The 26923-nt window shown below is 70.2% G+C and carries 25 protein-coding genes; 5 read left to right on the plus strand and 20 right to left on the minus strand.

The features are described 5' to 3' along the window. Positions 1-20: 20 nt before the first annotated feature. The 11 genes from OG714_RS55255 to OG714_RS55305 form a co-directional block, all read right to left on the minus strand. Positions 21-905 carry a type II secretion system F family protein gene (locus tag OG714_RS55255; protein WP_331732523.1) on the minus strand — a complete coding sequence of 295 codons (885 nt, stop codon included), beginning with the start codon at positions 903-905 and terminating at the stop codon, positions 21-23. Next, the gene (locus tag OG714_RS55260) at positions 902-1843 is read right to left on the minus strand and encodes a type II secretion system F family protein (protein WP_331732526.1); all 942 of its coding nucleotides are present in this window, start codon (positions 1841-1843) and stop codon (positions 902-904) included. Before OG714_RS55260 ends, OG714_RS55255 begins: the two co-directional genes overlap by 4 nt. Then, positions 1840-3318, minus strand: a complete 1479-nt coding sequence (locus OG714_RS55265) for a CpaF/VirB11 family protein (RefSeq protein ID WP_331732529.1) — start codon at positions 3316-3318, stop codon at positions 1840-1842. The genes OG714_RS55260 and OG714_RS55265 overlap by 4 nt, the downstream gene beginning before the upstream one ends. After that, positions 3308-4132: a hypothetical protein gene (locus OG714_RS55270; RefSeq protein WP_331732532.1), complete on the minus strand. Its 825-nt coding sequence runs from the start codon at positions 4130-4132 to the stop codon at positions 3308-3310. The genes OG714_RS55265 and OG714_RS55270 overlap by 11 nt, the downstream gene beginning before the upstream one ends. Continuing rightward, on the minus strand, positions 4132-4773 hold the full coding sequence (locus tag OG714_RS55275) for an SAF domain-containing protein (RefSeq protein ID WP_331732722.1): 642 nt from the start codon (positions 4771-4773) through the stop codon (positions 4132-4134). The genes OG714_RS55270 and OG714_RS55275 overlap by 1 nt, the downstream gene beginning before the upstream one ends. Positions 4774-4862: 89 nt before the next feature. Continuing rightward, positions 4863-5747: an ATP/GTP-binding protein gene (locus tag OG714_RS55280; protein ID WP_331732535.1), complete on the minus strand. Its 885-nt coding sequence runs from the start codon at positions 5745-5747 to the stop codon at positions 4863-4865. Further along, on the minus strand, positions 5741-6358 hold the full coding sequence (locus OG714_RS55285) for a hypothetical protein (RefSeq protein WP_406132314.1): 618 nt from the start codon (positions 6356-6358) through the stop codon (positions 5741-5743). The genes OG714_RS55280 and OG714_RS55285 overlap by 7 nt, the downstream gene beginning before the upstream one ends. Before the next feature lie 242 nt (positions 6359-6600). Beyond that, complete coding sequence (locus OG714_RS55290; protein ID WP_331732541.1) at positions 6601-7203, minus strand: OmpA family protein; 603 nt, start codon at positions 7201-7203, stop codon at positions 6601-6603. Between the two features lie 13 nt (positions 7204-7216). Further along, entirely contained in the window at positions 7217-7792 is a 576-nt protein-coding gene (locus OG714_RS55295; protein ID WP_331732544.1) for a hypothetical protein, read from the minus strand. A gap of 129 nt (positions 7793-7921) precedes the next feature. Further along, complete coding sequence (locus tag OG714_RS55300) at positions 7922-8176, minus strand: hypothetical protein (RefSeq protein WP_331732546.1); 255 nt, start codon at positions 8174-8176, stop codon at positions 7922-7924. Between the two features lie 259 nt (positions 8177-8435). Next, entirely contained in the window at positions 8436-9266 is an 831-nt protein-coding gene (locus tag OG714_RS55305) for a methyltransferase domain-containing protein (protein ID WP_331732549.1), read from the minus strand. Positions 9267-10276: 1010 nt separating this feature from the next. On the opposite strand from OG714_RS55305, the gene OG714_RS55310 reads away from it, so the two are divergent. The 5 genes from OG714_RS55310 to OG714_RS55330 all read left to right on the plus strand — a co-directional run bounded on the left by OG714_RS55310 (position 10277) and on the right by OG714_RS55330 (position 14557). Then, positions 10277-10870 (plus strand): hypothetical protein, encoded by a 594-nt coding sequence (locus tag OG714_RS55310; RefSeq protein WP_331732555.1) that lies wholly within the window; start codon positions 10277-10279, stop codon positions 10868-10870. Between the two features lie 170 nt (positions 10871-11040). Then, positions 11041-11475, plus strand: coding sequence for a toxin (locus OG714_RS55315; protein ID WP_406132315.1), 435 nt, complete (start codon positions 11041-11043; stop codon positions 11473-11475). Further along, on the plus strand, positions 11472-12668 hold the full coding sequence (locus OG714_RS55320; protein WP_331732561.1) for an MAB_1171c family putative transporter: 1197 nt from the start codon (positions 11472-11474) through the stop codon (positions 12666-12668). The genes OG714_RS55315 and OG714_RS55320 overlap by 4 nt, the downstream gene beginning before the upstream one ends. After that, positions 12658-14055: an FAD-dependent monooxygenase gene (locus OG714_RS55325; RefSeq protein ID WP_331732564.1), complete on the plus strand. Its 1398-nt coding sequence runs from the start codon at positions 12658-12660 to the stop codon at positions 14053-14055. Before OG714_RS55320 ends, OG714_RS55325 begins: the two co-directional genes overlap by 11 nt. Positions 14056-14062: 7 nt before the next feature. Next, positions 14063-14557 carry a DUF6283 family protein gene (locus OG714_RS55330; protein WP_406132316.1) on the plus strand — a complete coding sequence of 165 codons (495 nt, stop codon included), beginning with the start codon at positions 14063-14065 and terminating at the stop codon, positions 14555-14557. A gap of 228 nt (positions 14558-14785) precedes the next feature. Here the strand turns inward: OG714_RS55330 and OG714_RS55335 are convergent, their stop codons facing one another. The 9 genes from OG714_RS55335 to OG714_RS55375 form a co-directional block, all read right to left on the minus strand. Beyond that, positions 14786-17413 carry an ATP/GTP-binding protein gene (locus OG714_RS55335; RefSeq protein ID WP_331732567.1) on the minus strand — a complete coding sequence of 876 codons (2628 nt, stop codon included), beginning with the start codon at positions 17411-17413 and terminating at the stop codon, positions 14786-14788. After that, entirely contained in the window at positions 17389-18027 is a 639-nt protein-coding gene (locus OG714_RS55340) for a hypothetical protein (protein ID WP_331732570.1), read from the minus strand. The genes OG714_RS55335 and OG714_RS55340 overlap by 25 nt, the downstream gene beginning before the upstream one ends. Further along, positions 18024-19091: a C40 family peptidase gene (locus OG714_RS55345; RefSeq protein ID WP_406132317.1), complete on the minus strand. Its 1068-nt coding sequence runs from the start codon at positions 19089-19091 to the stop codon at positions 18024-18026. The genes OG714_RS55340 and OG714_RS55345 overlap by 4 nt, the downstream gene beginning before the upstream one ends. Positions 19092-19180: 89 nt before the next feature. Further along, positions 19181-21901, minus strand: coding sequence for a hypothetical protein (locus tag OG714_RS55350; protein ID WP_331732576.1), 2721 nt, complete (start codon positions 21899-21901; stop codon positions 19181-19183). Between the two features lies 1 nt (position 21902). Continuing rightward, complete coding sequence (locus OG714_RS55355; protein WP_331732578.1) at positions 21903-22256, minus strand: hypothetical protein; 354 nt, start codon at positions 22254-22256, stop codon at positions 21903-21905. After that, complete coding sequence (locus OG714_RS55360; RefSeq protein WP_331732581.1) at positions 22253-24952, minus strand: ATP-binding protein; 2700 nt, start codon at positions 24950-24952, stop codon at positions 22253-22255. The genes OG714_RS55355 and OG714_RS55360 overlap by 4 nt, the downstream gene beginning before the upstream one ends. After that, positions 24949-25527, minus strand: a complete 579-nt coding sequence (locus OG714_RS55365) for a hypothetical protein (protein WP_331732584.1) — start codon at positions 25525-25527, stop codon at positions 24949-24951. The genes OG714_RS55360 and OG714_RS55365 overlap by 4 nt, the downstream gene beginning before the upstream one ends. After that, entirely contained in the window at positions 25524-25856 is a 333-nt protein-coding gene (locus OG714_RS55370) for a hypothetical protein (protein ID WP_331732587.1), read from the minus strand. The genes OG714_RS55365 and OG714_RS55370 overlap by 4 nt, the downstream gene beginning before the upstream one ends. Continuing rightward, positions 25853-26794: a conjugal transfer protein gene (locus OG714_RS55375; protein WP_331732590.1), complete on the minus strand. Its 942-nt coding sequence runs from the start codon at positions 26792-26794 to the stop codon at positions 25853-25855. Before OG714_RS55375 ends, OG714_RS55370 begins: the two co-directional genes overlap by 4 nt. Positions 26795-26923: the final 129 nt, after the last annotated feature.

Raw genomic sequence — 26923 nt, forward strand, 5'->3', positions numbered from 1 at the left:
AGTTCGAAGGTCGAAATGGATCAGACGGTGAGCATGCGGATCACCGCGGGGAACGCCATCAGCAACATGACCAGGACGGCGAGGAGAGCGCCGGGGGCGGTCATCTGCTCGCTGGCGGCGTTGGCCTCGGCGGCCTGGTCGGCAAGCAGTTCGGTGTTCAGCGCGGCGGTGCGGGCCCGCAGGGCCTTGTAGACGGCGGCGCCGTCGGTGGCCGAGCCGCGCATGATGTCGGCGACATCCGTCAGGACCGGTAGGTCGTACTCGTCGGCGAGTTCGGACAAGGCCTGATAGGGCGGGATCTTCTCCAGCCGGGCCCGGCGCAGCGCGCCCTGCAGATACAGGAACGGCCAGCCCCGCCCGACTGCGGCAGCCTTCTCCAGTGCCGCCGCGGGCCCGGCGTCGGCGGCCCGCTTGAGCGCCACCAGGTCCAGGTAGGCGGACAGAGCGTGCGCGAACTCTTCCCGCGCCCGCTTGGCCTGGTCGCGTACCGCGAGATCGGGGGTGATGAACAGGAGGGCGGCGATGGCGAGTCCGGCGGCCGCGGGCACGTAGAAAGGCAGGTCGACGCCCGCGACGATCCAGGGGACGGACACCAGCACGGGGCACAGCAGGCCCAGCGCGGCCAGCGCGGTCTTCCTCAGCATGAACTGCCCCCGGCCCTGTCCGAGGAGGGCGAGGTTCTTGGCCGGGATGCGTACGCCGGGCAGGTGCTCAAGGTGGGCCAGCAGCCACCGCCCCCACACCTCCTCCCGGTCCAGCTCCGGCTCGGGCATGCTCAGACTCGCGGGCCCGGTGCGCTGCAAGGCCGCCGCCAACGCGGGCTGCGGCTGTAGGAGTTCACGCACGAACAGGGCGACGCCGGCGCCCACCGTGCCCCCGGCCAGTACGACAGGAACAAGGTTCACGGACCGACTCCTTCCAGGTGGCGTTCCGTGGCCGGCTCCACCAGGGGCGCGGGCAGGCGGACGGTGCTGCGGGCATCGGCGATCAGGAACCGCGCGATGTGCCGGAAGGTGCCCAGCGAGCGCATCAGGGCGAGCGTGGCGATGAACCCGGCGGTCAGGAACGCCAACACCAGTTGTCCCAGCAGGGTGTTGTAGGGGCTGGTGAAGGACGGCACGAAGAACCCGGCGACGACGATGCCCAGGGTGATGAGGGTCATCCACCGTACGGTCGTCCTGGACTTGGCGCGGTCCGCCTCGACCTTCCGCTTGCCGGCGACCTCGTCGCGGACGGTCGCGGCCAGGTCCTCCAGGCCCTGGGCGAGGCCCGGGCCGCGGTCATTGACCGAGAGGATCAGCGCGGCCGCGACCTTGTCTGCGGTGATGTCGTCGAGTTCGTCGGCGAAAGCACGCAGGGCCTCCTCTGGACGCCATCCCAGCCGGAGCCGGTCGGACAGGTTGACGATCTGCCCGGCCAGCTCCTCCGGGGCACCCCGTCGGCTGGCGATCATCGCCTGTTCCAGGCCCATGCCCAGCCGCAGCAGCCCGGCCAGCTTCTGCGTCCACTCGCTCAGCGCCTCCAACTGCCCGATGCGTTCCTGCGCGATCTGCGCCGGCGAGATCAGCCACGGCACCCCGACCACGGCCGCACCCAGCAGCGCACCGGCCACGAAATTCCCGGAGACGAGCCACACGGCCACGAACACCACCACTGCCGCGACCGTCAGCGTGCGCCGCCGACGCCGGACAGCCTCGCCCAGCTCCGCCCCGCCGTGGCCGGCCTTCCACCGCTCGATCAGCGAGGCCCGGCGTGGCGCCGACGTCCCCACCACACCGAAGATGAGGCCGAGCAGACCGCCGACAACGGCCATGCCGCTGAGCAGCGCCCACAACAGGATCACCGGCCGGCCCCCACCTTCAGGGCAAGCGGATGCTCCCAGGCCCCGTAGGGCAGCTGGAGCAGGCCGGAGTCGAAGCCCACCCGGCGCAGGTCGTCGACACACGCCGGATCCATCCGCGGCACCGCCCGCAGGTCCCCGAACTCCGTTCCGGGGGAGAAGATCTCGTTGGTCGCCGGGCGCCCGGACTCACCGATGCCAGTCACCTCCAGGACGTGGGAGACGTAGCGGTGGCGGTGGCCACCGATACGCGTCTCGTCCGTCATGTCGACGTACACGATGAAGTCCAGGCCGTTGGCGGTCTGCCGGTAGGCGAGCTGCTCGGACAGGTTGCCCTGGGCCAGCGCGTACAGTTCGGCGATCCGGTCGAAGACGATGTCGGGGCGACGCGCGTGGATGGTGCACAGGTTGCCGCCCGACCCGTTCGTCAATGCCTGCATCATCGCGACGACTTCGGGGCCGCGGACCTCACCGACCACGATCCGCTCCAGCGACATCCGCAGCGCGGGATGCATCAGGTCCAGCAGGGTGAACTCGCCGGCGCCGCGGCCGGTGACGTCCTTCTCCCCGTTGGACTCCCGCCCGACCAGGGAGACGACCTGGCGGTGGTAGCCGTTGTTGTGGGCGAACAGTTCGTCCTCGGTCTGGATGGTCGCGAAGCGGCACTCCGGGTCGAACTCGCGGAGCATTGCCCGCAACAATGTGGTTTTCCCAGCCTTCTGCTTCCCCGCGATCATGACGTTCTTCTCCGCACGGACGCAGGCGCCGAGGAACTCCCGCAGGATCGGGTCGATCGTGCCGAACTGCACCAGGTCGTCGAGTCCGGCGTGGGAGACCCGATGGCGGCGGATGACCGCATACGTCATCGGCCCCAGCCCGGTGATCGCCTGCAGGCGGGAGCCGTCCTGGAGCGAGAGGGCGAGGGTGGGGTTCGCGGTGGAGATGGTCCGCTCGCTGTGCCCGGAGTCTCGGGCCAACTCCCTCAGCAGTTCGAGGAGTTCCTCCTCCGAGTCCGCGATCGGGCCGACCATCCGGCGTGCACCGTCGCCGTAGTCCAGCCACACCTCGCCCGGGCCCTGGATGATGATGTCCTCGACCTGCCGGTCGTCCAGATACGGCTGCAGCCGCCCGGCCCGGTAGAGCAGGTCGTAGACGGCACGCCGCAGCGCCTCGTCCTCGTGCGGTGTCATCGCGTTCGCCACCGACCACTGCGCGACCGCCTCGTTGATCCAGTTCAGGCAGAGCTGCTCCTCGCTGTCCCGGTCCATGTCCGGGACGGTCTTGAGTAACTCCTCGCGTTTCCGCGCGACTTGAGCCGCGATGTTCCGGGCGGCCTGGTAGTCGACGGTGATCTGAGGTGCTGCGGCGCCAACCGTGTGCGGACTCGAAGCGGTTCCGGCCCCAGTCCGGTACGCCTGCTGAGGGCGGCCGGGCAGGGGAGCAACGGAGGGATCCGGGTGCAGGGGCCTAGCGTCCACGGTTCACCTCCCCGCCCGCGAAGGCGCGGCGCCGATCGAGGCGCGAGCGGCGTACGGCGGCCCGCTGCACCGACAGGGCACTGCCCGTGCGGGCGGCCTTCATCAGCGGCGACTTCGTGAAGCGGCGGGGCTGCTCGGCACCGTCGGACAGCACCCGGGCGTCCGCCGGCGCGTACGGCAGTGTCGCCACGACCGGAACGTTCAGCACGCGCTGGATTTCGCCGGCGGGGTAGGGGCCTTCGTCGATCACCAGCAGGCCGACGTCCCCGACGCGGTCCTCCAGCGCCGTCACCCCTGCCTGGGCGGCCTTCAGGCAGCGCAGGGTGTTGCGCACCACCACGAGCACGGAATCAGCCTGATCGGCCAGCACCCCGGAAGGACCGAAGGCCCCGCTGCGGCCGAGATCAATCAGTACGTCGTGGCCGTAGTCGGCCTCAATGCCCCGGAACATGGCCGCCAGCCCTTTCCATACCGAGCCCAGACTCGCCGCCTGCGCGGGGTCGGTGATGCCCGGCAGGAGCAGCCGGTCACGCGGTGACTCCCGCTGGCCGCCCCCATCGTTCAGATCAATAAGCTGCCGCCAGAAGGCGTTGCCGAACTCCCCCGTGCGGGCGGCCACCGACAGGTTGCGCAGCCCGTACCGTTCGCCGAGCGTGCCCTGCAGCAGCCCGTGCAGGACGGCTCCGCCGTCCGGGTCGCACTCGGCCAAGATCATCTTCCGGCCCGGCTCCAGCGGCCACGACAACAGCAGCGCGAGCGCAGTGGTCGTCACCCCGGGTGCGCCGGTGCAGCCGGCCAGCGCGATGACGGCCATCAGCTGCCGTCCGCAGCGGTGAGGACCAGGCGCAGTGCGTTCGCCGACACCCACGCGGCGACGGTCGGGCCGTCGGTGGCGGAGGTCGCGACGTCGACGACCACGATTCCGGTGCCGGGAGCGGCTTTGGATGCTTTCACGACGCGTCCGGTGATCGTCTCCGGCGCGGTGGACGTCTTGACGGTGTCCGTGGTGCCCTGCGCGGGCACGTGAACCAGCTCGACCTTCTGGCCGGGCACCAGGCTGGTGGCGGGAACCTGTTCGGGCTTGAGCCCGATCGGCACCAACTGCTCGCCCGCCTTGACCAGGGAGTCCTTGGTGACCTGTGACGGAGTCAGCAGCGAGCCGGGCCTCAGCTCCACGGCCGCCCGCTTGCCCACCACGGCCTTCACATCGTCCGCGTGGACGGCTTTCACCGCCGGGTCCAGGGAGATCGAGGCCGTCCCCAGATCCTGTTCGGTGAGAATCTGGCCGACCTGGACGTCGCGGACCACGGTGACCACCTGGGTGCGGTGGCCGACCTGCAGCAGCAGGACGGCAACCCCCGCGCCGCCGGCGGCGATCAGCGCCAGCGACAGGGCGATCACGCCCGGCCGGCGCCGGCGGGCCGACACTCGTGGCGGAGCGACCGGTGCGGACACCTGCCCCTGCTGGGGGACTCCGGTCGCACTTGTTGTCTCCGGGCGTTGTTGGGTCTTGGTCCTGCTCAACGTTCATCCTTCCGGTGGCGTTACCTGACGACCTGGAGTTCGCCGATCGCCACCTGCATCTGGGACTGACGGGTTTCGGCGAACTGGCCGGTCTCTCCGGCACCCCCGACGACCTGCCAGTTGACTGTCCACGTGGCTGTCGCGGTCACGGCGTACTTGCCTCCGGCCTTAGCGGCGGACGCCGTGCTGTACGTGTGGCCGCAGGTCGGGGACTCCCGCTTGCCGTACGTGGCCGCGTACGCGGTGCCGGGCCCGGTACAGGTGACCGCGCTTCCATCGCCCAACGACCAGACGATTGTGCTGACCTTCGCTGTTGCGGTGACCGTCACACCGGCCAGTGACGCGGACGCGGTGTTGGGTCCGTAGGTGGTGGCGCTCTCGTTGACCCACATCCACATCGGCACGCCGACCAGGTACTGCCCCGCGGCGCGAGGGCTGGCGATGCTCGGGCCCGTCAGCAGCATCCGGTCCACGGCCTCGCGCGCCAGTTGCTCGGGGTCGACGTTGACCGCGGGGGCCTGGGCCGCCCAGAAGACCTGGGGGACGATCTGTGCTCCGGCAGCGGCCGCGAGTGCGTCGCTCAGGCAGATGCGCGTGTAGATCGCTCCGTCGCCGGGCTTGTGGCCGTCCCAGACCGGGTCGCTGGCGGGAGGCTGCGGATCGAGACGCTTCACCGAGCACAGTTGGGGGCCGGTGTCCTTGTCGGATCCCTTGGCGGTCGGATCGCCCGATGGGCTTTGCCCGTTCGAGGTTCCCGGCTGCTGTTCGCAGACCGTGACGTAGGAGCTCGCGCCGGGGCAGTCGCCGCCGATCACCGGGTCGTCGTCGGCGCTCGCCGACGTCGCAGGCAGCGTGCAGAGCGCGGCGGTAGCCAGGAACGTGGCCAGTAGGAAGCGATTCAGCATGTGCGCGTTCCGTCTGGCGTGACCTCTGTGATCATCCACTGTTTTCCCCACTTCTCTGCCTTGGCTGTCGTCACGTATCGCAAGGGCTGAGTCGACGGGAACGGCCGCACGACGCCCGTCTTCCTCTTGACGGTCTTCCAGTTCGAGATGTCCAGGCAGTCCTGCACCGTGGCTTTGGGCGTTGCGCCGGTGAGCGTCAGGGACGTGACCTTCGCGTCGTGCGTCGGAGCGCCCGTGGTGGCGGTGCCGGCCTTCTGCATGACCAGCACGTCGCCCATCGCGCGGCCCAGGGCCTTCTTCGTGGCGTACTTCTCCAGGTCCGTGCCCTTGATGCTGGCCTTTGCGTACGCCTTGACCTGGGCGTCCCAGAAACCGTCGTACGCCGTGAGAACGTCGGCCTTGGCCTGAGCCTGCGGATCCGTACGGGCCGAAGCGGCCGGCGGCGTCGAGGTGCTCCTGGCCGGCGGCGAATTCTCGGCGGACGAGCCGGACTCGCCGCCGCCTCCGCAGGCGGTCACCAGCAGCAGACCGCCGGCGATCAGGACAGCGGTTGCGTACTCCCGGATGCGGACAGCGGTGAGCCCTCCCGGGCCTCGTTGTGCACGTGTCACATTGTCTCCCCGTACGATGTGGTGCGGCATGATCACTGGCGGTCGTCGGCGCACGACGGTCTGGGCTCGCGGTCAGAGCTGGCCGTGGTGATGCGTCTGCGGAGCCGCACGTTCGCGCATTTGCCAGTCAACTTCCCAGCTTGTTCAGTGAGTTCACTCGCGCAACTCGGGATGTACCTGGTCACGTTCAGAACTGGATGTCGGTTCGTCGTGCCGGCTCCTCCTCCCTCCTGGGGCCAACGTCACGTCCGCGAGAAGGAGATCTCGACGCGACGGTTCGCTCTCCGGCCGGCCTCCGTGGTGTTCGACGCGACCGGATCACGTTCGCCGAAACCCCGGGTCTCGAAGCTGACCGTCGACGGGAGCCCGCCTGCCAGGACCCCCCGTACGGCCTGGGCCCGCTGCGCGGACAGCACGTCGCCGTGGGCTGAGGAGCCGAGGTTGTCGGTGAAGCCGAAAATGCGGACCCTCACCGGCTGCTGCCGGCTGATCGCGCGGGCGATCGCGGTGATGCGGGACTGCGCCGAACCGCTCAGCTTCGCGCTGTCCTTGGCGAACAGCACCTCGGCCTGGAGCGCGTACGTCACTTCCGCGTTCGTGTCCGTGCGCCGTTCGGAGCCGTCCTGGTCCGCGACCACTCGGCTGACGGCGACAGGGTCCGAGCCGATATCGAGAATCTTGGGCGGGGCGAGTGTGGCACCGCCGCGCAGCGCGAGGCCGGTGCCGCTGTGGTTCGGGAAGGCCACGGTCTCCTGGACACCGCCGGCGGCGGTCGCGCTGAGGGCCGCAGCCAGGGTGGTGAGCGCGAGGAGCCCGACCGTGAGGCGAGACGGTAGTGGCCGCATGGAGTACCTCACCTCACCCGGAGATCTTGATGGTCGCGGTGTCGAACAGAGGGAGCTGGAAGCCGACCGAGGTCGTACTCGCCGGTGGTGCGGGGAACTGCATGAAGACGTGGACGCTCTCCCCGGCATTCAGGGTGGAGAGGCCTGTCGTGGTGAGGGGATGGCCGCTCGTGTCGCGCAGCACGTAATAGCGCTTGTGCTGCACGAAGTCGGTGACCGTGGCTCCGGCCAGCGACGGTCCGGTCCTGAGAACGGCGAGCTCGTCGCCGCGCAACTCAGCGGGTACGACGGCCGTTTGGGCCCCGTCGTTCTTGAGGTCGCCGCGGACGGTGAGGTAGCCGGCCGGATCCCGGTCGGCGGATGTGATCGTCAGCGCCAGGCCGTTCTGGCCCTGGAGGTCAGCCAGCCCTGTGCCGGTCAGGCCCTGCTTCCCGGGCGGGGCGGAGCCGTTGGTTGCCGAAGCCGTGGCCAACGCGCCGCCGTCTTGGTTGCCGCCGCCTGCGCAGCCTGAGGCTCCCAGGATCAGAGCTGCGGCAAGGACCGGGGTGAGCAGTTGTCTGCGCAGCGCGATGGTGAAGCCCGTTCTCATGGCGCTATGTCCGTCCTTTCTGGCAGATGGTCCTGGTCGGAGTGGTTCTTGCCCTCTCCGCGCGCGATCTGTTGCTCCGCCGGATCAACTGCTCGCGTGAGGAGGCGGCCCGTACGGCGCGACCTGATGTCATGAGATCTGCCCGCCAGGCCAGAGGACGAGAACGTCGTCGTCGAGCGTGACGTAGCGTCCGGGATGGCTCGTGCGGACATCGTGGAGTTCCTTCTCGGAGAACTTTCCGTGCACCACGACCGCCGTCTTGAGGGCCTTGGCCCTGCTGGTGGTGGACCGAGCGGCGACGATCTCCAGCCCGCACAGCCCTTGGTGTGTGGGTGCGGGACAGGTAAAGCCGGCCCTTGCTCGCGGCCGACGGAAGCGGGGCATGAGTCCTCCTCAACCCGGAGTGCACCGGTCGAGCGGTATCAGTCGGGATGTGCGCAGGAAGGCCGCCGGGCAGAGGCGGGGCCGGACGGACGCCAGATGCGTCGTGCCGGAACTCGCCCACCGGGCTCGGCACTCGGTGCGGGCACGTGACGGGGGCCTGATGTGACTGCCTGGTCAGCCAGTCAGGCCCCCGTCCGCAGCTCCAGGCGCCGACCGGTACGGGGAGCCGGTACGCGCCGGGAGCGGTCATGGCGGCCACTCAGGCCTGTGCGGCGCAGGCGTGGGCGCCGGCCGGATACATGCCTGCGGGATCTCCGTGAGCATGGCCGACGGCTGCGGAGAAGGCCGCCTGGGCGACCGGCCGAGCAGGTGAGCCGTCGTCGAGCACCTGGCCGGGCGGCTTGAGTCCCGCGGGCATTGTGCTGTTCACCGGCGGCGGTTGCTGTGGAGGAGGGCTCCCGTACCCGCTCAGGACGATCATCCGGAGACGGTGGTCGAGGTGGTGCACCTCGTGACGCGCCCAACCAGCGCCGATATCGCTGAGATGCGCCTCGGTGAGCCCGAGATCGAACGAGGCCGGGTCCACGGGAGCGCTGTCGTGAGCCTTCCGCTCGGTGGCGTCGTCGCGGTCAGGGTCCGGGGTGACGCGCACGAGTGCGGAGAACACGCCGTCCGGCTTCAGCCAGCGGCCCACGTCCGTGAGGAGCCGGCCGGGTTCCAGATACGGCAGGCCGTAGCGGCAGGTGACCATATCGAGGCTGCCGGGGGCCAGAAGGCCGGGTATCGGATCGGCGACGATGTCCCAGAGTGCGTACGACAGGCCTTCGCGAGGCGCTGCCGCTTGGGCCTGCCCCAGGGCCTCGTCGGAGAAGTCGTAGCCGGTCACCGTGATGCCCCAGGAGGCAAGTTGGCGTGTCCACTGGCCCGTGCCGCACGCGAGATCGATGGCGGTCATACCGGGGTGCGGGGTGGCCGCCTGCTGGAAGAGTGCGCTCTCGGCCGGACTGACGGCGACCGGCGGGAAAGACGCGGCCCACTGGTTCCAGTCTGCTGCCGACAGCCTGTGGGTTCTTAAGACAGTGGTGGTCATGGCATGTTCTCCGGCGGCGCGTCGGTGCAGCGGACCCGGCGCAGCCGACTCAGGTCGAAGGAGGGAGTGGTTACCTCACCCGCGGGCACTCCGAACAGGTTCACCGGCGAGGGCTCGTCCGGTAGGTGCGGCAGGGCGGACAAGGCGGCCTGCGGCTCTCGGACCGGGAGGTGCTCTTCGGCCGGCGTCGCCGGCCCGGGCATGACCGCATCCGCTGCCGGGGCGGCACGCCAACGGCTTCGGCGTCCCGCCCTGCCGCGGTGTGTCAGCGGTGACTTGCTCATGAGCGCGTCCTTCCTGCGAGGTTGGTGCGGCGAGAGCGGAGAACGAGGAGGTCCGTCACTTGGCCCGCGGCGCCGGGCGGCGCTGCACGCGCTGTCTTCCGTGCGGATTGGCTGCTCGGTGACGCTGGCGCCTGCACGGCTGCGGTCCGATGCGTGAGCACGGGCGGCGGTTGCTGGACCGTGGGCGGGAGCCGGTCCTGCGACGCTGGGAAGTACCGGGCCCCGCCCGGAACTTCCGGCAGCCCCCGCTAGGGGGTTCGGAGGGCGTCCGGAAGCAGTGGGAGGAGCTGCCCCACACCGCGGCGGCGGGAACCAAACCGGGCGCGGGGTGTGTCAGTTGGTGTGCGTGGCGCGTGCAAGGGTGTCTCCCCAGGGGTTGGGTGCGGTCCGACAGCACCAACGACGGTGATCACGCCTGGTAGTCGGATGATTCACCTCCGCTGCCCCGTGATATTGCAACGCGCAAACACCATGTGTCAACGATGGTTCTGAGATTAAGAACGATCGTTCCGTCGTGAGGGTTGGTCGGGCGACGTCTCCTTGCGGACGTCGGGGAGGGGGTCTGGCCCCATCCGCGAAGAACGCCGGGAATTTAACGATCGCACGTGGCCAATAAACGATCGTTGAGAACAGTGGGGGGTGCGCGTACCCTGCCATGCACATGTAGGCAGGAGCCGCTGCCCCCACGGGCCCGTAGGGAGAACCTCGTTGGAGCCATCCACTTCCTTGGACGAGACGCTGCGACGTCTGGACGAGCTGATCACAGAACGAGGCCTCAAGCGTGAGGACATCTTCGACGTCGGGACGCTGGCCGCGCAGACGGCTCTGCCGGACGCGGTCGTCAGACGCCTGCTGAAGGGCCGCAAACCGACGCCCGATACGGTCGTCGAACGTGTCTGCGCGCGAATGAAGGTGGTCAGTGCCGCCCATTTGGCTCGCAGCGGCAAACGCATGTCGGAGCTGGCCGCCGACATCCACAGAGTGCTGAACATCTCCGACGTCTGGGCGCGCAGTGTCTGTGAGGGCAAGAGGATGCCCAACGTCGCTCTTCTGCACCACCTGGCGGCGTACTTCGGCGTCGAAGACGGCGAACGCTACTTCACGGCCCCGGCCGACGAAGCACTCAACCGCGTACTGCTGCCCACCCTGCGGCAGTTGGAGGTCCCCGAGGCAGACGCTTTGACGCTGCTCCTGCGCCAGTACGGCGTGGAATCCGCGCATCTGAGGCAGGACGGCTCCATGACACGACAGCAGATCGAACGTGTCCTCAAGGGAGTGCTGCGATCGGTGCTGCCGCAGGAGGGAGAGTCCGGCAAATGAGCGCCAAAGCGATGAAATCGCTGCTCAGTGCCCTGGGTGAGGAAGCATCGAAATCACTCCAGCGCCCGGCTGAACCCCGAGACGTCATGCAGGAGTTCTGCCGGGCCATGAGCGTCCGCAAAGGACGGCCCATCACGCTTAAATTCCATTCGTTTCCGCCGGAGGCCGGGATGAGCGGTGTGCGCCTGGACTTCGGGGACCGATCTCTCATCGTCGTCGAGGAAGCCACCGCTCCTGAGGCTCAACTCGTCATCCTCGGCCACGAGTTGTGGCACGAGGAGGAAGAGGACACAGACCATCACACGGCCGGGATGTCGGCGGCAGCCCGCGCGCTCGGAGCCCCCCGGCCGCCCGGAGCAGTCCGCCGCGCCGTAGATCAGATCCTCGACGAACACGATGCGTCCCGCGAGGCCGTCCTCACGGTGACGGCCCGGGCCCAGTCCGTCGATGAACACGAGGTGTACGCAGAGACCTTCGGCCTCCTGTTCGGCCGCGCCGTACGCCCCTGGATGAGAGGGCGGTACGCGCAAGGACCGGTCAGCGACGCGACCGTCGAGGGACGCATCAACCTCTCCCTGCTCAACCGTGGCGTCAACCTCTTATGAACTACTACTTCCACATCCCCTACTCCATCCCCACCGCGCTCCTGGCGATCGCCGTCCTCCTCAAATTACCCACCCTCGTGCGGGCCTGGCGCGACCCCAATGTCAAGGCCACCACGCTCCTGCTGTCCTTCGCCACCGCCGTACACATCGTCGTCACGCCCGTCAACATCGAACGCCTCAATCAGTTGACCGGTGTCCCCAACATCGCATCACCCTGGGCCTATAGCTTCCTGACCGGCTTCTGCGCCACCGCCCTCACCATGATCATGCGATGGCGGGAGGAACCGTCCGCCCAGCGTCAGCGCCGGATGCGGCGTATCTACTGGATCTACGCTGGCATCATCGTGATGCTGTGGGTGACGTTCCTGCTGGCCCATGTGCCCGAGCCGAGGATTTACGACCTCGACACCTACTACGCCAGCACCCCGTGGATGACCGAGCACATCCTCTTGTACCTGAGCGCCCACATGGTGACGTCCGTGGTCGCCACCTACATGCTGGTCAAGTGGTCCCCCGAGGTCGAAAACCGCTGGCTCAAATCGGGTGTCGTCTTCCTCCAGCTCGGCTTCACCTCCGGACTCCTCTTCGACGTGGCGAAACTGATAGCGATCAGCGCCCGCTGGTCCGGTCACGACTGGGACGGCTTCAGCACATACATCGCGCCGCCCTTCGCCCTCCTGTCCGGCATCCTCGTCGCCATGGGGTTCATCGTTCCCCAGGCCGGACCCCTCCAGCAGAAGTGGATCCGCGACCGGCGCGAGTACTGGCGCCTGCGCTCACTGTGGCGGGCCCTGCGTGACGTGACACCCTCTGCGGCCCCCGCCCGATTCGGCCTCTGGGTGCCCCTGGACCTCCGCCTGGTCCAGCGTCAACAGCGCATTCACGACGCTCTGCGTGTCCTGGCCCCCTACTTCGACCGGGACCTCTACCAGAAAGCGTGCCGCGCAGCCCCGGCCGGCTACACCGAGGAGAAGGTCCACGACGTGGCCCTTGCCGTCACCATCTGCGCGGCCATCGACGCCCACCGCAGCGGTGTGTCCCGCCCGGAGAGCCTCACGGCTCGGCAGCTCGAGTTCGGCACGGACATCCACGAGCACATCGACACCATCGCGCAGGCCCTGCACCGCCCCCGTCTCGTCGACAGCATCCGCCAGCGGGTGACCACAGAAAGCGCCGATACATATGCCTCGTAGTGCTCCGAACCGTCGCCCTACTGCCGTCGTCATCGGGGCAAGCGCGGCTGGGCTCTTCGCGGCAGCCGCCCTGACCGAGGTCGCCGACGTCACCATCGTCGAACGCGACCTGCTGCCCGACGGAGCCGAACCCCGCCGCGGCGTCCCGCAGGCCCGCCACGCCCACCTGGTGTGGAGCGGCGGTGTAAAAGCCTTCAACGACCTGCTCCCCGGCGTCACCGACGACGTCGTCTCCAAGGGCGGCCGCCTGGTCCGCATCATGGGCGACATGGTCTCCCGAAGCCCCAACGAACTGTGGTTCCGGCGCTTCGAAGCAACCCATCACCGCAATCTCGTCTGCTCCCGCGACCTCCTCGACTCCGTACTGCGCCACCACGTCCGCGCCCTGGCGAACGTCACGTTCCGCGAGAACACCACTGCACTCGGACTCGTCGGCGATGCCACCCGGATCACCGGCCTGCGCGTCGGCACCGGAGGTGACGAGCTCACCCTGAACGCCGACCTCGTCGTCGACGCCTCCGGCCGCGGCTCCCACAGCCCCGCCTGGCTCGCAGAACTCGGCTTGCCCGAAACTCCTGAGCGGGAAGTCAACGCCGGCGTCGCCTACGCCACCCGCCGCTACCGGGCCCCGCGAACCACCGCCGACATCAACTTCCCGCTCGTCAACGTCCAGGCCAACCCAGCCAAGGCCCCAGGACAGGGCGGGATCATCCTGCCCATCGAAGACAACCAGTGGATCGTCACCCTCTCCGGAACCCGCGGCGGAGAACCGACCAGCGACCCGGACTCCTTCGAGGACTTCGCCCTCAACCTCGGCGACCCCGTCATCGGCCAACTCCTCAAGGACGCCGAACCGATCGGAGACATCGCCACCACACGCAGCACCGCCAACACCCGCCGCTACTACGAGAAGACGCAACACTGGCCCGACGGCTACACGGTCCTCGGCGACGCCATCGCCGCCTACAACCCCGTCTACGGCCACGGCCTGACGGTCGCCGCCCAGTGCGCGATAGCCGTCCGGAACATCCTGCGCACCACCAGCATCACCGCACCCGGCACCGCCAAGCGCCTCCAGCGTGCCGCCGCCCGCCCGGTCGCCGCCGCCTGGGACCTCGCCGTCGGACAGGATGCCTTCTACCCCGGCGCCACCGACACACCCCCCAACGCACTGGAGCGGCTCCTCGCCCGATTCGTCGACCAGACGGTGGCCACCGGGGCCCGTAATCCACGTGCGCTCGCGGCTCTGCTGGACGTGATGAGTCTGGAGAAGCCAGCTACGCGGCTCCTCTCGCCGGACATGCTCATCCCCATGATCTTCGGCCCGAAGAAGCCCCACCTGAGCCGGGCGCCGCTGAGCGAACAGGAATGGAAGAGCGCTTCCTAACTGTCCGATGCCAGGCAGCCGAATCCATGGGGAGACGAACGTGGAGCACGCCAGCGGACCGCACAGCGACGATGCGGTCCACGTTACGGTCCTGGCCTTCGAGCCCGACGCGACGTACCACTCACGAGACCATCCATGCGCCCGCTGCCTGTGGCGTACGGATACCGATCTCACAGCCGCAACGGATCACGACATGGACCTGCTGGCACGAGCCAACGGCAGACCGCCGCGCGAACAAGCGAACTTTGAGGCCCCTGTCGTGGACTGCTCCCTCGAACAGCCCGACGGCGCCCAACCGTTGCCCTTGTGTGCCGGGTGGCTCGCAGTGATCGGACAACACCACCTGGCAGTTCAACTGGCGATCGCGTTACAGCGCCTGCCCCACGGCACGCTGGCGCCCCCCAGCACCTGGCCGCGCTTATACCCCACCTTGGAGGCGCTCCTCGAAGCTCGCGAGGAGCAGCTTCAGCGCCGACGAGCCGGCCGCGAAAGGCGCGCGTGACGGCGGCGGCCACCACCAACACGACCCGTGGGAACCCCGGGTACCAGCGCAGCCAGCCGGGATCGGTCGCTGTCGGCGCCGGCCGACCGGCCGCGGTTCGTACGACCACGTGCAGCTGATGGGTGGAGCCACGCGGTGCTGGGCGAGCGCGGCCAAGAGCTGATGCATGAGAAGTCTCCACAGGGCTGGGGCGTGAATCCCGCCGATACGGTCTGTGCTGAGCGGCGGTCAGTTCCAACCGTTGTCCTTCGACAGGCGGACAGCGGCGCCGACAGGGGTGTGCGCGGCGAGGAAGGCGGTGACGCGGCCGAGCTGCCCGGCGGCACGGCCGGTGAGCTGGTCGAGGGGCAGCGCCCCAGCGTTCGCTTGGGCGGCCCGCTCCAGCGCGGGGACGTTGTTCGGGCGGGCCTGGGCGGCGAAGACGTCGTCGAGGTGGGGCCCGCGCAACTGGACGGGCCCGACGCGATGGCCGCGCACGTTCATGGAGACGTAGTGCTCGAAGCGTTCCATGGTGGCGACCCGGTCCGGGCTCGGATTGTCGCCCCACTCCGCGGTGATCGATGCGATCGCGGATATCGACCCGGCCGTGGTGGCCAGGGTGGATGCGTTCTGTACCAGGGACAGCCGGACCGGGGTGGGCAGGCGGGGCAGCAGTTGGGTCATGCCGTGGACGTGGCAGCGGTACTTGCGCAGGTCCTCGAACATCGCGGCGATGGTCTCCGGGGCCGCGCCGGTCAGGGTGATCAGTTCGTCGAAGTACGGCCGGAACGGCACCCGCTGGTCTTCGGGAGTGTCACGTCGGGAGCGCGCGGCCCGCAGCAGATCGCGGGCGAGCAGCGCGGTCAGGAGGCGGTCGGTGGGCCCGTTGCCGCCTGGGCACACCCACACGATCATCCTGGAGTCCATCGCGGTGCGAATGTTGTAGGCGCCGACCGGCTGGCCGAGGAACGCGCGGGTGACCGGGTTGGAGGAGAGACGGGCGATCGGGTTGAGGACCACGGCGAACGCGTCCGGCGACAGAGTCGGGAAGACCACCTTCCACCAGGAACGGGTTTCGTCATCCAGTTGGCCAGCCACCGCGGCGAGCGCCGCCGTACGGAACGCTGCGTCGCTGAGCAGAGCCCGGACGTGGAAGATCGTGGCCTGGTCCTCGGGCCGGCCGGCCTGGCAGGCCGCCGCGTTGACGGCGACCAGGACGGTGAGCGTGGCGGTGAGGATGGTGAGGGCGCGCGGAGCGGTCGCATCGTCCCAGGCCAGGACGGAGGCGTAGGCGTCGGTGATCGCCTCGACGACTTCGTGTGCCGCCTGCCCGTGATGCATGCCGAGCGGATTCCACGAACTCACCCGCGGGTTGGGGCCGAGACCGTTGAGGTCGACCAGCGCGATCCGCGGTGCCAGGTGCTCGTGAGCGAGGAACGTGATGGCCCTGGGCCAGGAGTCGCGGTGCGGGTCGACGAAGACCAGTCCTCCGCCGGCATGTGCCCAGCCGATCGCCTGCGCCAGGGCCCGCTCGGTCTTGCCGCCGCCCGCCTTGCCCGTCCCCACCTCGAACAGGGTCTCCTCGGCGTACGTGGCAACGAGCCGCTGCCGGCCGTCCGGTCCCCGGTAGATGCCCTGGAGCAGCAACTCCGGGTCGCCGAACACGAAGGTGGGCAGGTCCCCGGCGAGTACCGGCAGCCTGCAGTGCACCGTCGGGGGCTTGAGCAGGCCGGTGATCTCCTCCAGCCGCACCCAGTTCGCGCGGGGCGGCTGGCAGTGCCCCAGGTTCCAGCGGCGCTGGAAGCCACGGCGGGTGGGCCAGTGGTCGGCGCCGATCCGCCACGGTCCCAGCCGCCATCCGCGCATGGACCACCGTGAGCGGCCGCCGAACACGTCGAGGGCGGCCTGGAGTTGGGAGAGCCGGGCCTGCGCACGGCCCTCAATGTTGGAGGCGCACATCACGAGGAGCTGGACCCGGACCAGGTGGTCGTCCTCGGCGAGCTTGCCCAGCGCCACGGCCGGCTCCACTCGGTGGGGCACCGGCGGCATCACCAGCCGTCGGCCGGAACCTGATCCGGGGCGGTCGCTGAGGAGTTGCTGCAACTGCCCGCCCCAGGAGTCCTCGATGCCGCTCGCGTCCTGTCGCAGCCAGCGCGCGGCCCGCTGAGCTTCCCGTCGCTCGGACCGGCGCGCGGCGCTCATGAGCTGCAGGCGGCGTGCCCGCAGGGCCCACTTCGGGGCGCGCTGGATATCGAGGCGGATCTCGGCGAGGTCGCCGAGCTCAGCGCGGAGGTCGGATACCGCGTCGATGAGCGGCTGGAGCGGGTCGGGGGCGAGCGGGACCTCGCGCAGCGGAGAGATGAGCTTGCCGCGCAGGATGAACTCGGCCCGTACCGTGTGCGTCCGGGGCTCGTCGACGATCGGGCGGGCCCGGTTGACGGTGATGTCCGGGCCGAACGGGGTGATGGACAGTAGCCGTTCACCGCCGACCGGGCCTTCGACGCGGTAGCGCAGCGGGGTGCTGCCGTCGGCACGTAGCCGGATCTGTACCGTCTTCGCCCGGCGGGGCGCCCACCAGGGCATCGCCGTGGACGCGCGGGCGAGCTGGACACCGCGCCGGAAGATCTCCTCCAGGCCCGGGTCGAAGTGCCGGTTGGAGACGAGCTCCAGGGCCATTCGCTCGGCGGAGGCCCGCTCCGCGAGCCGGCGGATCACCAGTTCCCCCACGCTCCAGCAGGCGGCGATGGTCAGGGCGAGCAGGTACCAGTGGTCGTAGAGCCAGTCGACGGCGTCGATCAGGCCGGTGAGCAGGCCGAGTACCTGCCCGGCGGCCGCGTCGTCGGCCCGGCTGGTCAGGTGCGGGGCTGCGGAGTCCACGTCGTGGTTCCCTTCTTGACGGTGCGGGTGAAGTGCCAGTCGGTGATGCGGAGGTCGGTGAAGATGCCCCCGCGGTCGGTGCCGGCCCACACGAGATGGACCACTGCCTTCTCGGGGCTGTGGTCGCGGCGGGCGATCGCGGCCTGGATACGGAAACCGGTGGAGGCGAACGCCGGGGCCACCGCCCCATCCGGGTCGGGGAAGACCGTGGGCCACTGCGTGCGGCCGATGCCGGTGGCGTCCGCGCGCAGCAGTGCCCGGCCGGCGGCGAGCAACACCCGCTCGTCGGCGGCGGGAAGGTCGCTGGGCCAGGCCGCCTCCAGGTTCCGCTGGACGGCCGGGTCGCCGGCGATGCCCTCGCCGTGCGGCGGCAGAGCGGACTCCAGGACCGAGGGGGCCGATGCGGCGGGAGACGTACTGGCGGTCGGCCTGCCGGCAGGAGACACAGCGGCCGCAGACGACGGATCCGTGTCGGCGCGAGCGTCGGTCGCTGCCGGCTTCGTCGTGGCCTGGGGTACCTGGCCGTGCGGCATGCCCAGCAAGGTGATGCCGGCGACGGCGAGCACGACGGCGCTCAACAACAGAAGACGCGGCGAGCGCGGAGCGGTGGTCACAGCAATCGTGCTCCCCCCGCGTAGCCGGACATGGTGCTGACGGAGTCCAGTCGGACCACGGTGCCCGGGCGGGCGGCGTTGACCATCTGTCCGCTGCCCAGGTAGATCCCGACGTGATAGATCGTGGAATCACGTCCGGGCGCGGTGGCGAAGAAAACCAGGTCCCCGGGCTTGAGGAAGAGCGGGCCGAGGCCGGCGGGGATCCGCTGACCGGCACCGGCCTGGGCGGCCGCGACGCGCGGCAGACGGATACCGGCCCTCGCGTAGGCGTACTGGGTCAGCCCGGAGCAGTCGAAGCCCTTGATGCTCGCGCCGCTCTTGCCGCTCGGCGAGCAACAGGTGCCGTACGACGTGCCGTTCGTGCCGCCGCCGCCCCACGAGTACGGGACACCTCGCTGGGAGAGTGCCGCCTCGATGACGGTGCGGACGGTGCCCGTGACGTTCTTCAGGTCCGGGTCCTTGGCGGCCGCCGTGTACTGGTCGATCCACCCGAGCACGTCCGTGACGTACGCATCCGAGTGGTTGTACTGCAGGATCGCGGACTTCAGCTGTGAACGCCGGGTCAGGTCACGTCCGTTGCCACACAGGTAGACGGCGGCGCCGAGCGCGGCGTCATCGGCGTTGTGCGGGTCGGCGGTCTTGTCGCCGTTGCCGTCCTTCCCGGTCGACTCCCAGGTGGAGGGCAGGAACTGGAACGGCCCTACGGCGCGTTCACCGGTCGCGGTGCCGTCCCACTTGCCGCCGTCAGTGTCCGCGACGGCGGTGGTGTTGCCGCCGGCACCGGAACCGTTGAGGAGAACCCCGTAGATCTTCGGGCGGATGTCACCGTTGTCAGCGATGTTCCGACCGACAGCGTGGTTGGACTCGACCTTGGCGATCCCGGCCAGGATCGGCCAGCGCATCCCCTGACACCTGGGCACGTACTGGCCGACCTGCTGGACGGCCTTCTTGTAGGCGGTGAGCATGCGGGCCGGGATGTCCGCGGCACTGCCGCCCTCGGCGATCCCGCCGTCGTCGCTCACCCCCGTCTTCAGTGCCACGTAGGCGCCGATTGCGTCGGACACCGGTGCGGCGCAGCACACGGCGGCGAACATCAACAGCGCTATCACGCATGCCCACCGCCTGATCCGTTTCGTACGGCGCCCGGGCCGGCTCACTCGTCCTCACCGTCCTCGTCGCGCCGACGGGCCCGCTCCTGTCGCAGACGTTCCGCCTCGGGCGCGGTCCGCCGCATCAGCTCCCGCATCCGGGCCCGCGCCTCCTGGCGCGTCTGGCTCCGCGCGCTCCTGCCGCCGGGAAGAACGGCCCCGCCGGGATCGGACCGGGGCGCGGGTGCAGGACCGCTCCGGCGCGGTGGCGGTGGCGTGGTGGCCGTCGGCGGCGCGGGCCGTGCGGGGGCTGGGGCTGGACGGGGAGGAGCCGGCCGGGGCGTGCCGCCAGGCGACGTTGGCGGTCCAACTGGCAAGCGCTGCCTGCTGAAGGGCCCTGCGCCACCCCTGTCAGAGGGTTGGTCCCGCATGGCCCGGGCCACGTGGCGGCCGGTGTCGCCCCAGACGCGGGCGTCCTCGCGCACGGTGTTGGCCCACACCCGTACCTGCTGGTGTGCGTCCTGCGTGTAGCGCGAGCCGCCCTCGCGGGCGCGGCGGACGTTGGCCGGCAGACCGACTGTCCCTCCGTACGCGGCCCGGCCGCCCCGGTTGAGGATGCGGTAGCCGCGGAAGCGGACCAGACGGTTGTGGGCGCGCGTGGACAGCAGGGTGCGGTCGGAGGTCTGATCGTGCAGCACCTGCCCGGTGGTGGGGTTGACGATCTGGCCCTGGTCGTTGCGGTACCGGTCGGGCGGCCCTCCGGGCCTGCGCGGCCCCCCACCGGACCCATCCGGGTCGCCCGGTGCGCCGTTCGGCGGGCCGCCGGCGTTCGGGTCGCCGTCCGCGGTGGGCTTGCGCCACCTGGCCAGCTGCTCGTGGTCTGGCCGCCTGCCGATCAGCAGCCAGTGGGAGCCCTTCAGCCCGAGGCGTGCCCCCAGCCCGCCGACGGCTGCCGCGGCAGTGAGCGGGGCGAGACCGCGCCCGGCTTCGGCGGTGGCGTCGGCGAGCATCGCGCCGGTGTCCATCGGCATGCCGGCGCCGTCGACGAGGGAGGTGAGCGCGCTCAGCAGCCGGTAGCGAGTGCCCAGCATTCCGAACCGGCCGCCCCCACCGCCGGCGAACATGCGCAGCCCACCACCGTAACCACCCATCGCGGCAGGGGAGTTCATCGCGAGAGCCGCGCCGAGCTCGGAGGAATCGCCGGGCAGATGCGTGCCGCCGACCTTGGCGTACCGCATCCGCATCGCCGAGCGCCGGCCGAAGGAAGCGATGCCGCTCAGCATGCGGCGGTGCCCGGCCGCGCCGGCGATCGCCAGCACGTCGATCAGCAGGATCCGCTCGACCATGAGGTCGGGGCCATTGGTGATGGTGGCGTCGACGGCAATGCCGAAGAACGGGATGAACGCGCATTCCGCTTCGAGCGCGAGGATCGAGATCCCCCACACCGACAACCATTTCCACACGCTCTGGCGCGGCGGCCCGGGCAGCATGCCCGCGATAAAGGTGACACCGCCGGCGGCCGCTGCCCCGGCACAGATGCCCTGAGTGCCGAGCAGGACAATGGCGGCGGACAGCAGCATGCCGCAGATGAACAGCGCGGCGACCAGCAGCAGTCCGGCGCCGCCGACCCGCCACCAGGTGGGCTTCTGCGCGTAGGAGGCGCACGCCTTGCCGACCGGGCCCGCCTTCTTCATGTCGTCCAGGAACAGGGAGAAGGAACGGTCCTCGTCGGTGATGAGCGCAGGGGAAGACGTGTCCAGGAGTTCGCCGCCGGAGGTGAGCGGCGGGAGATTCGAGTCGCCGTCCGAACCGGTCCACGCCTTGTCGTGATCCTTCTCGCAGAGGTCCTTCGCATCGCCGATGAGGAGTCGGCAGGCGTGCTTCGCCTCGTCGGAGGGGGTCCAGTCCGGGTTCGGCAGGTATCCGCCGGTGACCCACTTCAGATGGACGGCGTACGCCTTGCGGTCGGAGGCCTTGCCCGGGTCGAGGATGCGCCCGTACTCCAGCAGCATGTACGGCTTGACGATCAGCGCGTTGGTGATCGAGTCCTGCAAGGGGCGGGCCACCTCCGCCGCGGAGACGGGGCCCCCTTCTTCTAGTTGCAGGCACTTGAGTTCGGCGTTGCCGGCCATCCCCGCGCAGGGGTCGGTGGAGGCGATCTTCCCGCCCCAGTCATAGGAGTTGACGCTCTGCTGGGCGACGGAGGCGGCCACCTGCTGCGCCTGTCCGAGCGGGCCGTCCTGGCCGAGGAGGTAGTCGGGGCGCACGAACGTGGAGGCGGCGAGCGCACCGATCAGCAGGGTAAGGAAGATCTCGCCCAGCCCGCGGCCGACCCGACCGCGCACGATCATGAAACAGGCGAAGACGAAACCCCAGGCCAGCAGCAGTCCCTTCAGCCCGAGCGTGTCGACGACCACATGGTTGTAGGCGTCGGCGACCTTCTGGGACGGGTGGATCAGGATCTTCAACAGCGGGAAGCGGAAGGCGAGTTCGATCGCCCACCCCGCCAGCCCGACCAGCAGCCGAATCACGGTGAACAAGCCCGACAACGCGAACGCGAGGGTCTGGCCCTTGAAGTCGAGGATGGAGCCGCCCTCGGCATTCAGGTCGTAGCCGTTGATCGGCACCCCCTCGGAGGAGGTGATGTTCAGCGGCGCGAGGAGACCTCCCGTCTCGCCGCCGTTGCTCGCCGCGTACACGACCTGGGTGTTGACCATCACGAACACGCCGGTGAGCAGCAGGACGAATCCGGCCGAGCGCAGGGTGGCGCGGTCTGGACGCCACATGTCAGCGCCGCCTCTGCCCGGCGGCGCGGTGCCACCACACGACGAGACCGCTCAGGCCCGCACCGACCGACAGCAGTCGCCACGCTGCCTCAGCCCCGCCGTGGTGTTCGGCCGTGGCGGCGCGTGTGGTGCCGCGCTCGCAGTACTTCTTGGCCTCACCCACGATCAGCTGGCACGGATCATCGTGCGCCGGCGGTGAACTGGCGGCGAAGGCCTGCCCGGTGTGCGGCCACCAGGCGTCCGGCACGTCCACCCGGAGGGCCAGGACGAGCACGCCGATGGTCACGGCAATCAAGGTGAGGACGGCCGCAGCCGCGCGGATACGCCGGGAGCGGTCCCAGGAGGAAGAGATCATTGAACGCGCTCCTTCGGAAGGGCGACGGCTTCACCGGCGAGCGGCTTGGTCGCTGAACCCGTGTGGTGCGAGGCGTTGCTGGGGTGGTGTCCTGGTGTGGTGGTGATGGACGACTCGATGCGCGCGATGCGGGGGATGACGGCCTTGACGCGGCCGGTGTTCTGTCGCGGGCAGGCCAGCAGGACCTCGCCCTCCCGGCCCTTGCGGCCGACGGGGGACAAGCCGGTGGTCACCAGGCGCAGCAGTTCCGGGTCGTGCGCGTCGAGGCCGACGAACTCCAGGCCGCGGCGGGCGCGTTCGCGGTCGGTGGTGCGGGCGAGCGCCCGGTAGGCCATGAGGCCGCGGTCGGGGCCGAGTTCTTCGGCGTCGTGGGATGCGCCGAGGAGGCCGGCGCCGTGCTTGCGGCCGTCGTGGAGGATCTCGTGGACCAGGGCGGTGCCCTCGGCGGACGAGGTGAGCCAGTACAGCTCGTCCAGGACCACGGCGGTGAACCGTTCGGGATCCTCGAATGCGGTCTGACGGGCGATCGCGGCGATCAGGTAGAGCACCGCACGGCCGATCAGCGCCTCCAGCGGCTGCTGGAGGAGAACCTCCGGCTTGTCGAACGCGGCCTTCGGCGGCAGCTTCAGTCCCGTGGTCGTGATCACGATCATGTCGGAGGTGCTGGAGGCGTCCAGCCGCACCGGCGGCAGCGCCGGGTCGAAGACCATCGCAGCAAGAGAGTTGGTGGCCACGACGCGGATCAGGCCGGCGAGCGTGGCGGCCGCGTCCTGACGCTTGCCCACCTCGCGGACAGCCATCTCCTCAAGGACCTCGACCACGCGGTGCATGGACGGCTCCGGGCCGGCGGCGGCCTGCTCCACGGCGTGGTGCAGCACCTCCCCGTTGGTGCTCATCGGGCCGATGCCGAGCTGCAGGGTGAGGTAGGACAGGGCGTAGTGGCGGCCCTCAGGGCCGTCGAACATCCGCAGCGGGTCGATGGAGACCTCGGCCCGGGCGGCGTCGATGATCTGAACGCGTCCCTTCGCCGCGGTCCGCGCGAAGGTCGCCCACTCACGTACCGGGGTGCGGTCGATACAGATCGCGCAGCCGCCGCGCGCCCACACCGCCTCCGCGATCAGCTTCTGCAGCACGGACTTGCCCGCGCCGAGGTCGCCGACGATGCCCATCGACGCGGATGCGTCCTGCTTCGGGGCGTCCGCCACGTTGATCATGACGGGGCGGGTGGTGCCCGAGTCCAGGTCGATGCCGAGGAACATGCCGGCCGGGTCACCCACCTCCGTGGCGGTGAAGGCGCCGCCGAGCGCCCAGTCCTCGGAGACCTGGTGCTGGGTGAACTCCCGCACCACGCCCGGCCGTACGGTGCCGGGCAGGCCGAGGGTGAACAGGGCCTCCTGGAGGCCGGCCGGGCGGACGGCCCGGTAGTCGGCGCCGCCCAGTAGCGCGGCCAGGGCCCGGGCGCGGGCGTCGCAGACGGCTGCGGTGGGCCCCCACACGGTCAGGACGGTCACGGACTGGACCTCGACCTCGACGGAGGTGCGCGAGAGGCGGGCGTCCAGTTCGCCGAGATCGCGTGCGGCCTCGGAGAGGGAGGCGGGCATGCCGGTGGGGCGGGCGTCGTACTGGTCGGCCTGGTCGATCAACTCGTTTTTCTTGCGCCGTACTTGATCTCGCGCCTTCTCGGCGGGCACCAGGGTGAGGTCGATGGTGTAGTCGACGGGAAAGTCCAGGCTTTCCAGCTGGGCGAAGAGATCGGCGGAGTCCTGCGCGACGGCGGGCGGGCACTCGGCAAGCGCCAACTGCGCCTGGTAGCCGACCCCCGTGTCGGATTCGACCTGCAGCCAGCGCCGCCGCAGCGGGGAGTCCGTCTTCAGCCGCCACCAGGCTGTGCGGCCCGACCGCGTTATCTGTCCGGCGCTCCCCAGGTCGTCTGCGTCGTCGAGTTCGGGGTCGATACCGCCTTCCTGGAGGCGTACTTGGCCGAGGTCGGCGTAGCTGGGGGAGTGCAGCACGCCCTCACGGACCTGCCCTCCGTACAGTGCGCTGGCCTCGGCCTCGGCCAGCAGGGGTTCCGCCAGGCCGCGGTGGAGGGCGTGCTGGATCATCCACACGATCTCGGCGGGGCGGGCGGGGCGGAAGGCGATACCGCCGGCGAGCGCGGCCTCAACCCGGGATGCCTGCTCGCGGTAGGCGGTCACCTCACGCCGCGCTACGGGAGCCGGCCGCATGCCCAGCGCCGGGGACAGTTCCGCCCACATCGCACCGAGCGACGCCGACATCCGCAGGCCGGCGCTCTCGGTCTGCAGGGGCACCGCCAGCCACAGGGTGCGGCGGTGCATCTCCTGACCGTCCAGCAGATCGAGGGTGGCTTCGACGTTCTCCACCCACGGATGCGGACCGTTGCTCGGGGCCGTGTCGGTCGGCTCGATGCCCTCGATCATGCGCAGGGCGATCTCCCCGGGATCGACCTGCGCGCACAGTCCGAACAGGCGTGGAGCTCCGGACAGGGAGCGGATCAGGTGTGTGATCTTGGCGAGCTGTTCGTCGCGGACCGCGGCAGGCACGTAGGTGCCCTGGACGGTTTCCTCGTTGCGGCCGCGGGCGTCCGGGCCGGGGTGCAGCCGGTAGATCGCCCACACGCTGCCGTGCGTCGACCAGACGAGGTGTCCGGCGATGTGACGGATCGGCACCCTCATCGCGCATCCCCGCTCTGCGCGGTGAGGGCGAGCAGCTGCTGCACACCCGACACCGGACCCACCGGCGCCACCGGCGCAGCCGACTCCGTGCGGCGGCGCGAAGATGAGCGAGCGGCGGCCGTGCTCGCGTGCGGTGACCGGGCGCCTCGCTGACCAGCCGCGCGAGACGGTGCGCCTCCCGCAGCGAGCGCGGGCGGGCCCTCGATGGTGAAACCGCCGAGCAGGGGGCGCGAGGCGCGGTCGCGGGCGGCGCGCCCGCCGATCCGCCCTCCGCGCGGCTGTCCGCCCAACAGCAGCCAGCCCAGGGCCGCTTGCATCGGGGCACGCCCCCGGATCTTCGGACGGCGCACGGCCCAGATCGCGAGCAGCCAGGCCACGATCGGGACCGGCCCCATCCACGACCACCACGCAATGGTCTTGACGAGGAGGAAGCCGCCGACGACGGCGACCGCGATCTGTGCGGGCGTGTACGGGCCGAGCGGGATGCGCCAGTCGGCGACCTTGCCCAGAACCCAGGGGTGGCGGCGGGCGGTGGTGTAGAAGCGGCCCACCCGGCCGGCTGCGGCGGCGGTCACAGCCAGCCTCCGACGCCGGACGAGTGCTCGCGGGAGGCCGGGAGTTCGGAGTGGACAACGCCCGGGACGGCGGGAGCGCCGTTCTTCACTTCGTCCTCGAACATGCTCGCGAGGCTGTCGCGCGAGTTGTAGAGGCCCAGCGCGATCACCATCAGCAGCAGGGCGCCGATCCCCGCCTTGAGCGAGAACTTTTGGATCATGACGACGACCACGAGGACGAGCAGCCCGGCCTCCAGCCCATTGGTCGCCCACTCCTTGAACATGGCGATCCAGTGGTTGCCGAGGTCGTCCAACTGCCCGGCGAGCAGCACGCTGTGCACCGTGTTCACCGCGCACCGCCGACCTGAGCGGTCCCGGACTCCCCGGACTCCAGCGCGGCAACTTCCCACCGGCCAGAGCGGGCCCGGAGCGTCAGCTCGTATGCCAGCGGCCACCGGCCGCCGGTATCCCGGGCCTCCACCTGGACGAGGACACGCACCGTCGTGCCGTCGGCCGGCACCTGCTCGGCGGCCGCTGCCTGTTCGACGGCGGAGGTCTGCTGGACGGACACCGACGCGTACGGGGCGGGGGAGACGGCCGACAGCGTCACGCCGGGCGCGAGGTAGCGGTCGACCTCTCCGGAACCGGTCAGGTAGGCGGCGAAGAACTCCCCGAGCGCGGACGACAGATCACCGTCCGGGACGCTCACGCCGTACGGCGACTTCGCCGCCTCGACCCGGGCCGGACCCGCCACCACGCCCGGCGCACCGGTCACCGTGAACGAGGAGCCCGCACCGCCGACGGCAACCGGCACCGCGTAGTAACGCACCGACCCGTCGGCGTACTGCGCAGCCACCGTCACCGACCACGCACCGCCGGAGCGCTGCGCACTGCGCACCGCCGTCACGGACTGCGGCGCGGGCTGCGCACCGGCGGCCGGGTCGGGCAGCTCGACGTCCGGCGCGAGCGCCTGCGCAAGACGTGCCTGCGCACTCGTCGCGTCGTCGGCGCTGCTGCGCAACCACGCACTGACGAACACCTGCGCATAGCCCCCCGGTTGGGCGGCGGCCGCCACCGTGCGCACGGAGGTGGGCGTGTCCGGGGTGGCCGCCTCGACCGTGGTCGGGGTGGAGGCGACGGCGACGGCCAGGGCGATCGGGCCGGCCGCGATGACGGCCCACACCGCCAGGCGCGAGAGGCGCACGCGGCGCCGCATCGCCTCCAGTCGGGCGTCGGCCGCCATCGGTACAGGGGCCTCGCTCTCTGAGGCCTGCTTGCCAGGAGACATGGTCAAACTCCCAGGTCAGAAGGTGTGCTTGCTGACTTGAGAAAACCCGCCGACCCCGACCCGACCACCGACCACGAGACCCCGACCACGGTCACGATGGAGACACGAACCCCGTGGTCGGGCTCATGG

The organism is Streptomyces sp. NBC_00989 (genome assembly GCF_045162655.1).
Lineage (GTDB): Bacteria > Actinomycetota > Actinomycetes > Streptomycetales > Streptomycetaceae > Streptomyces.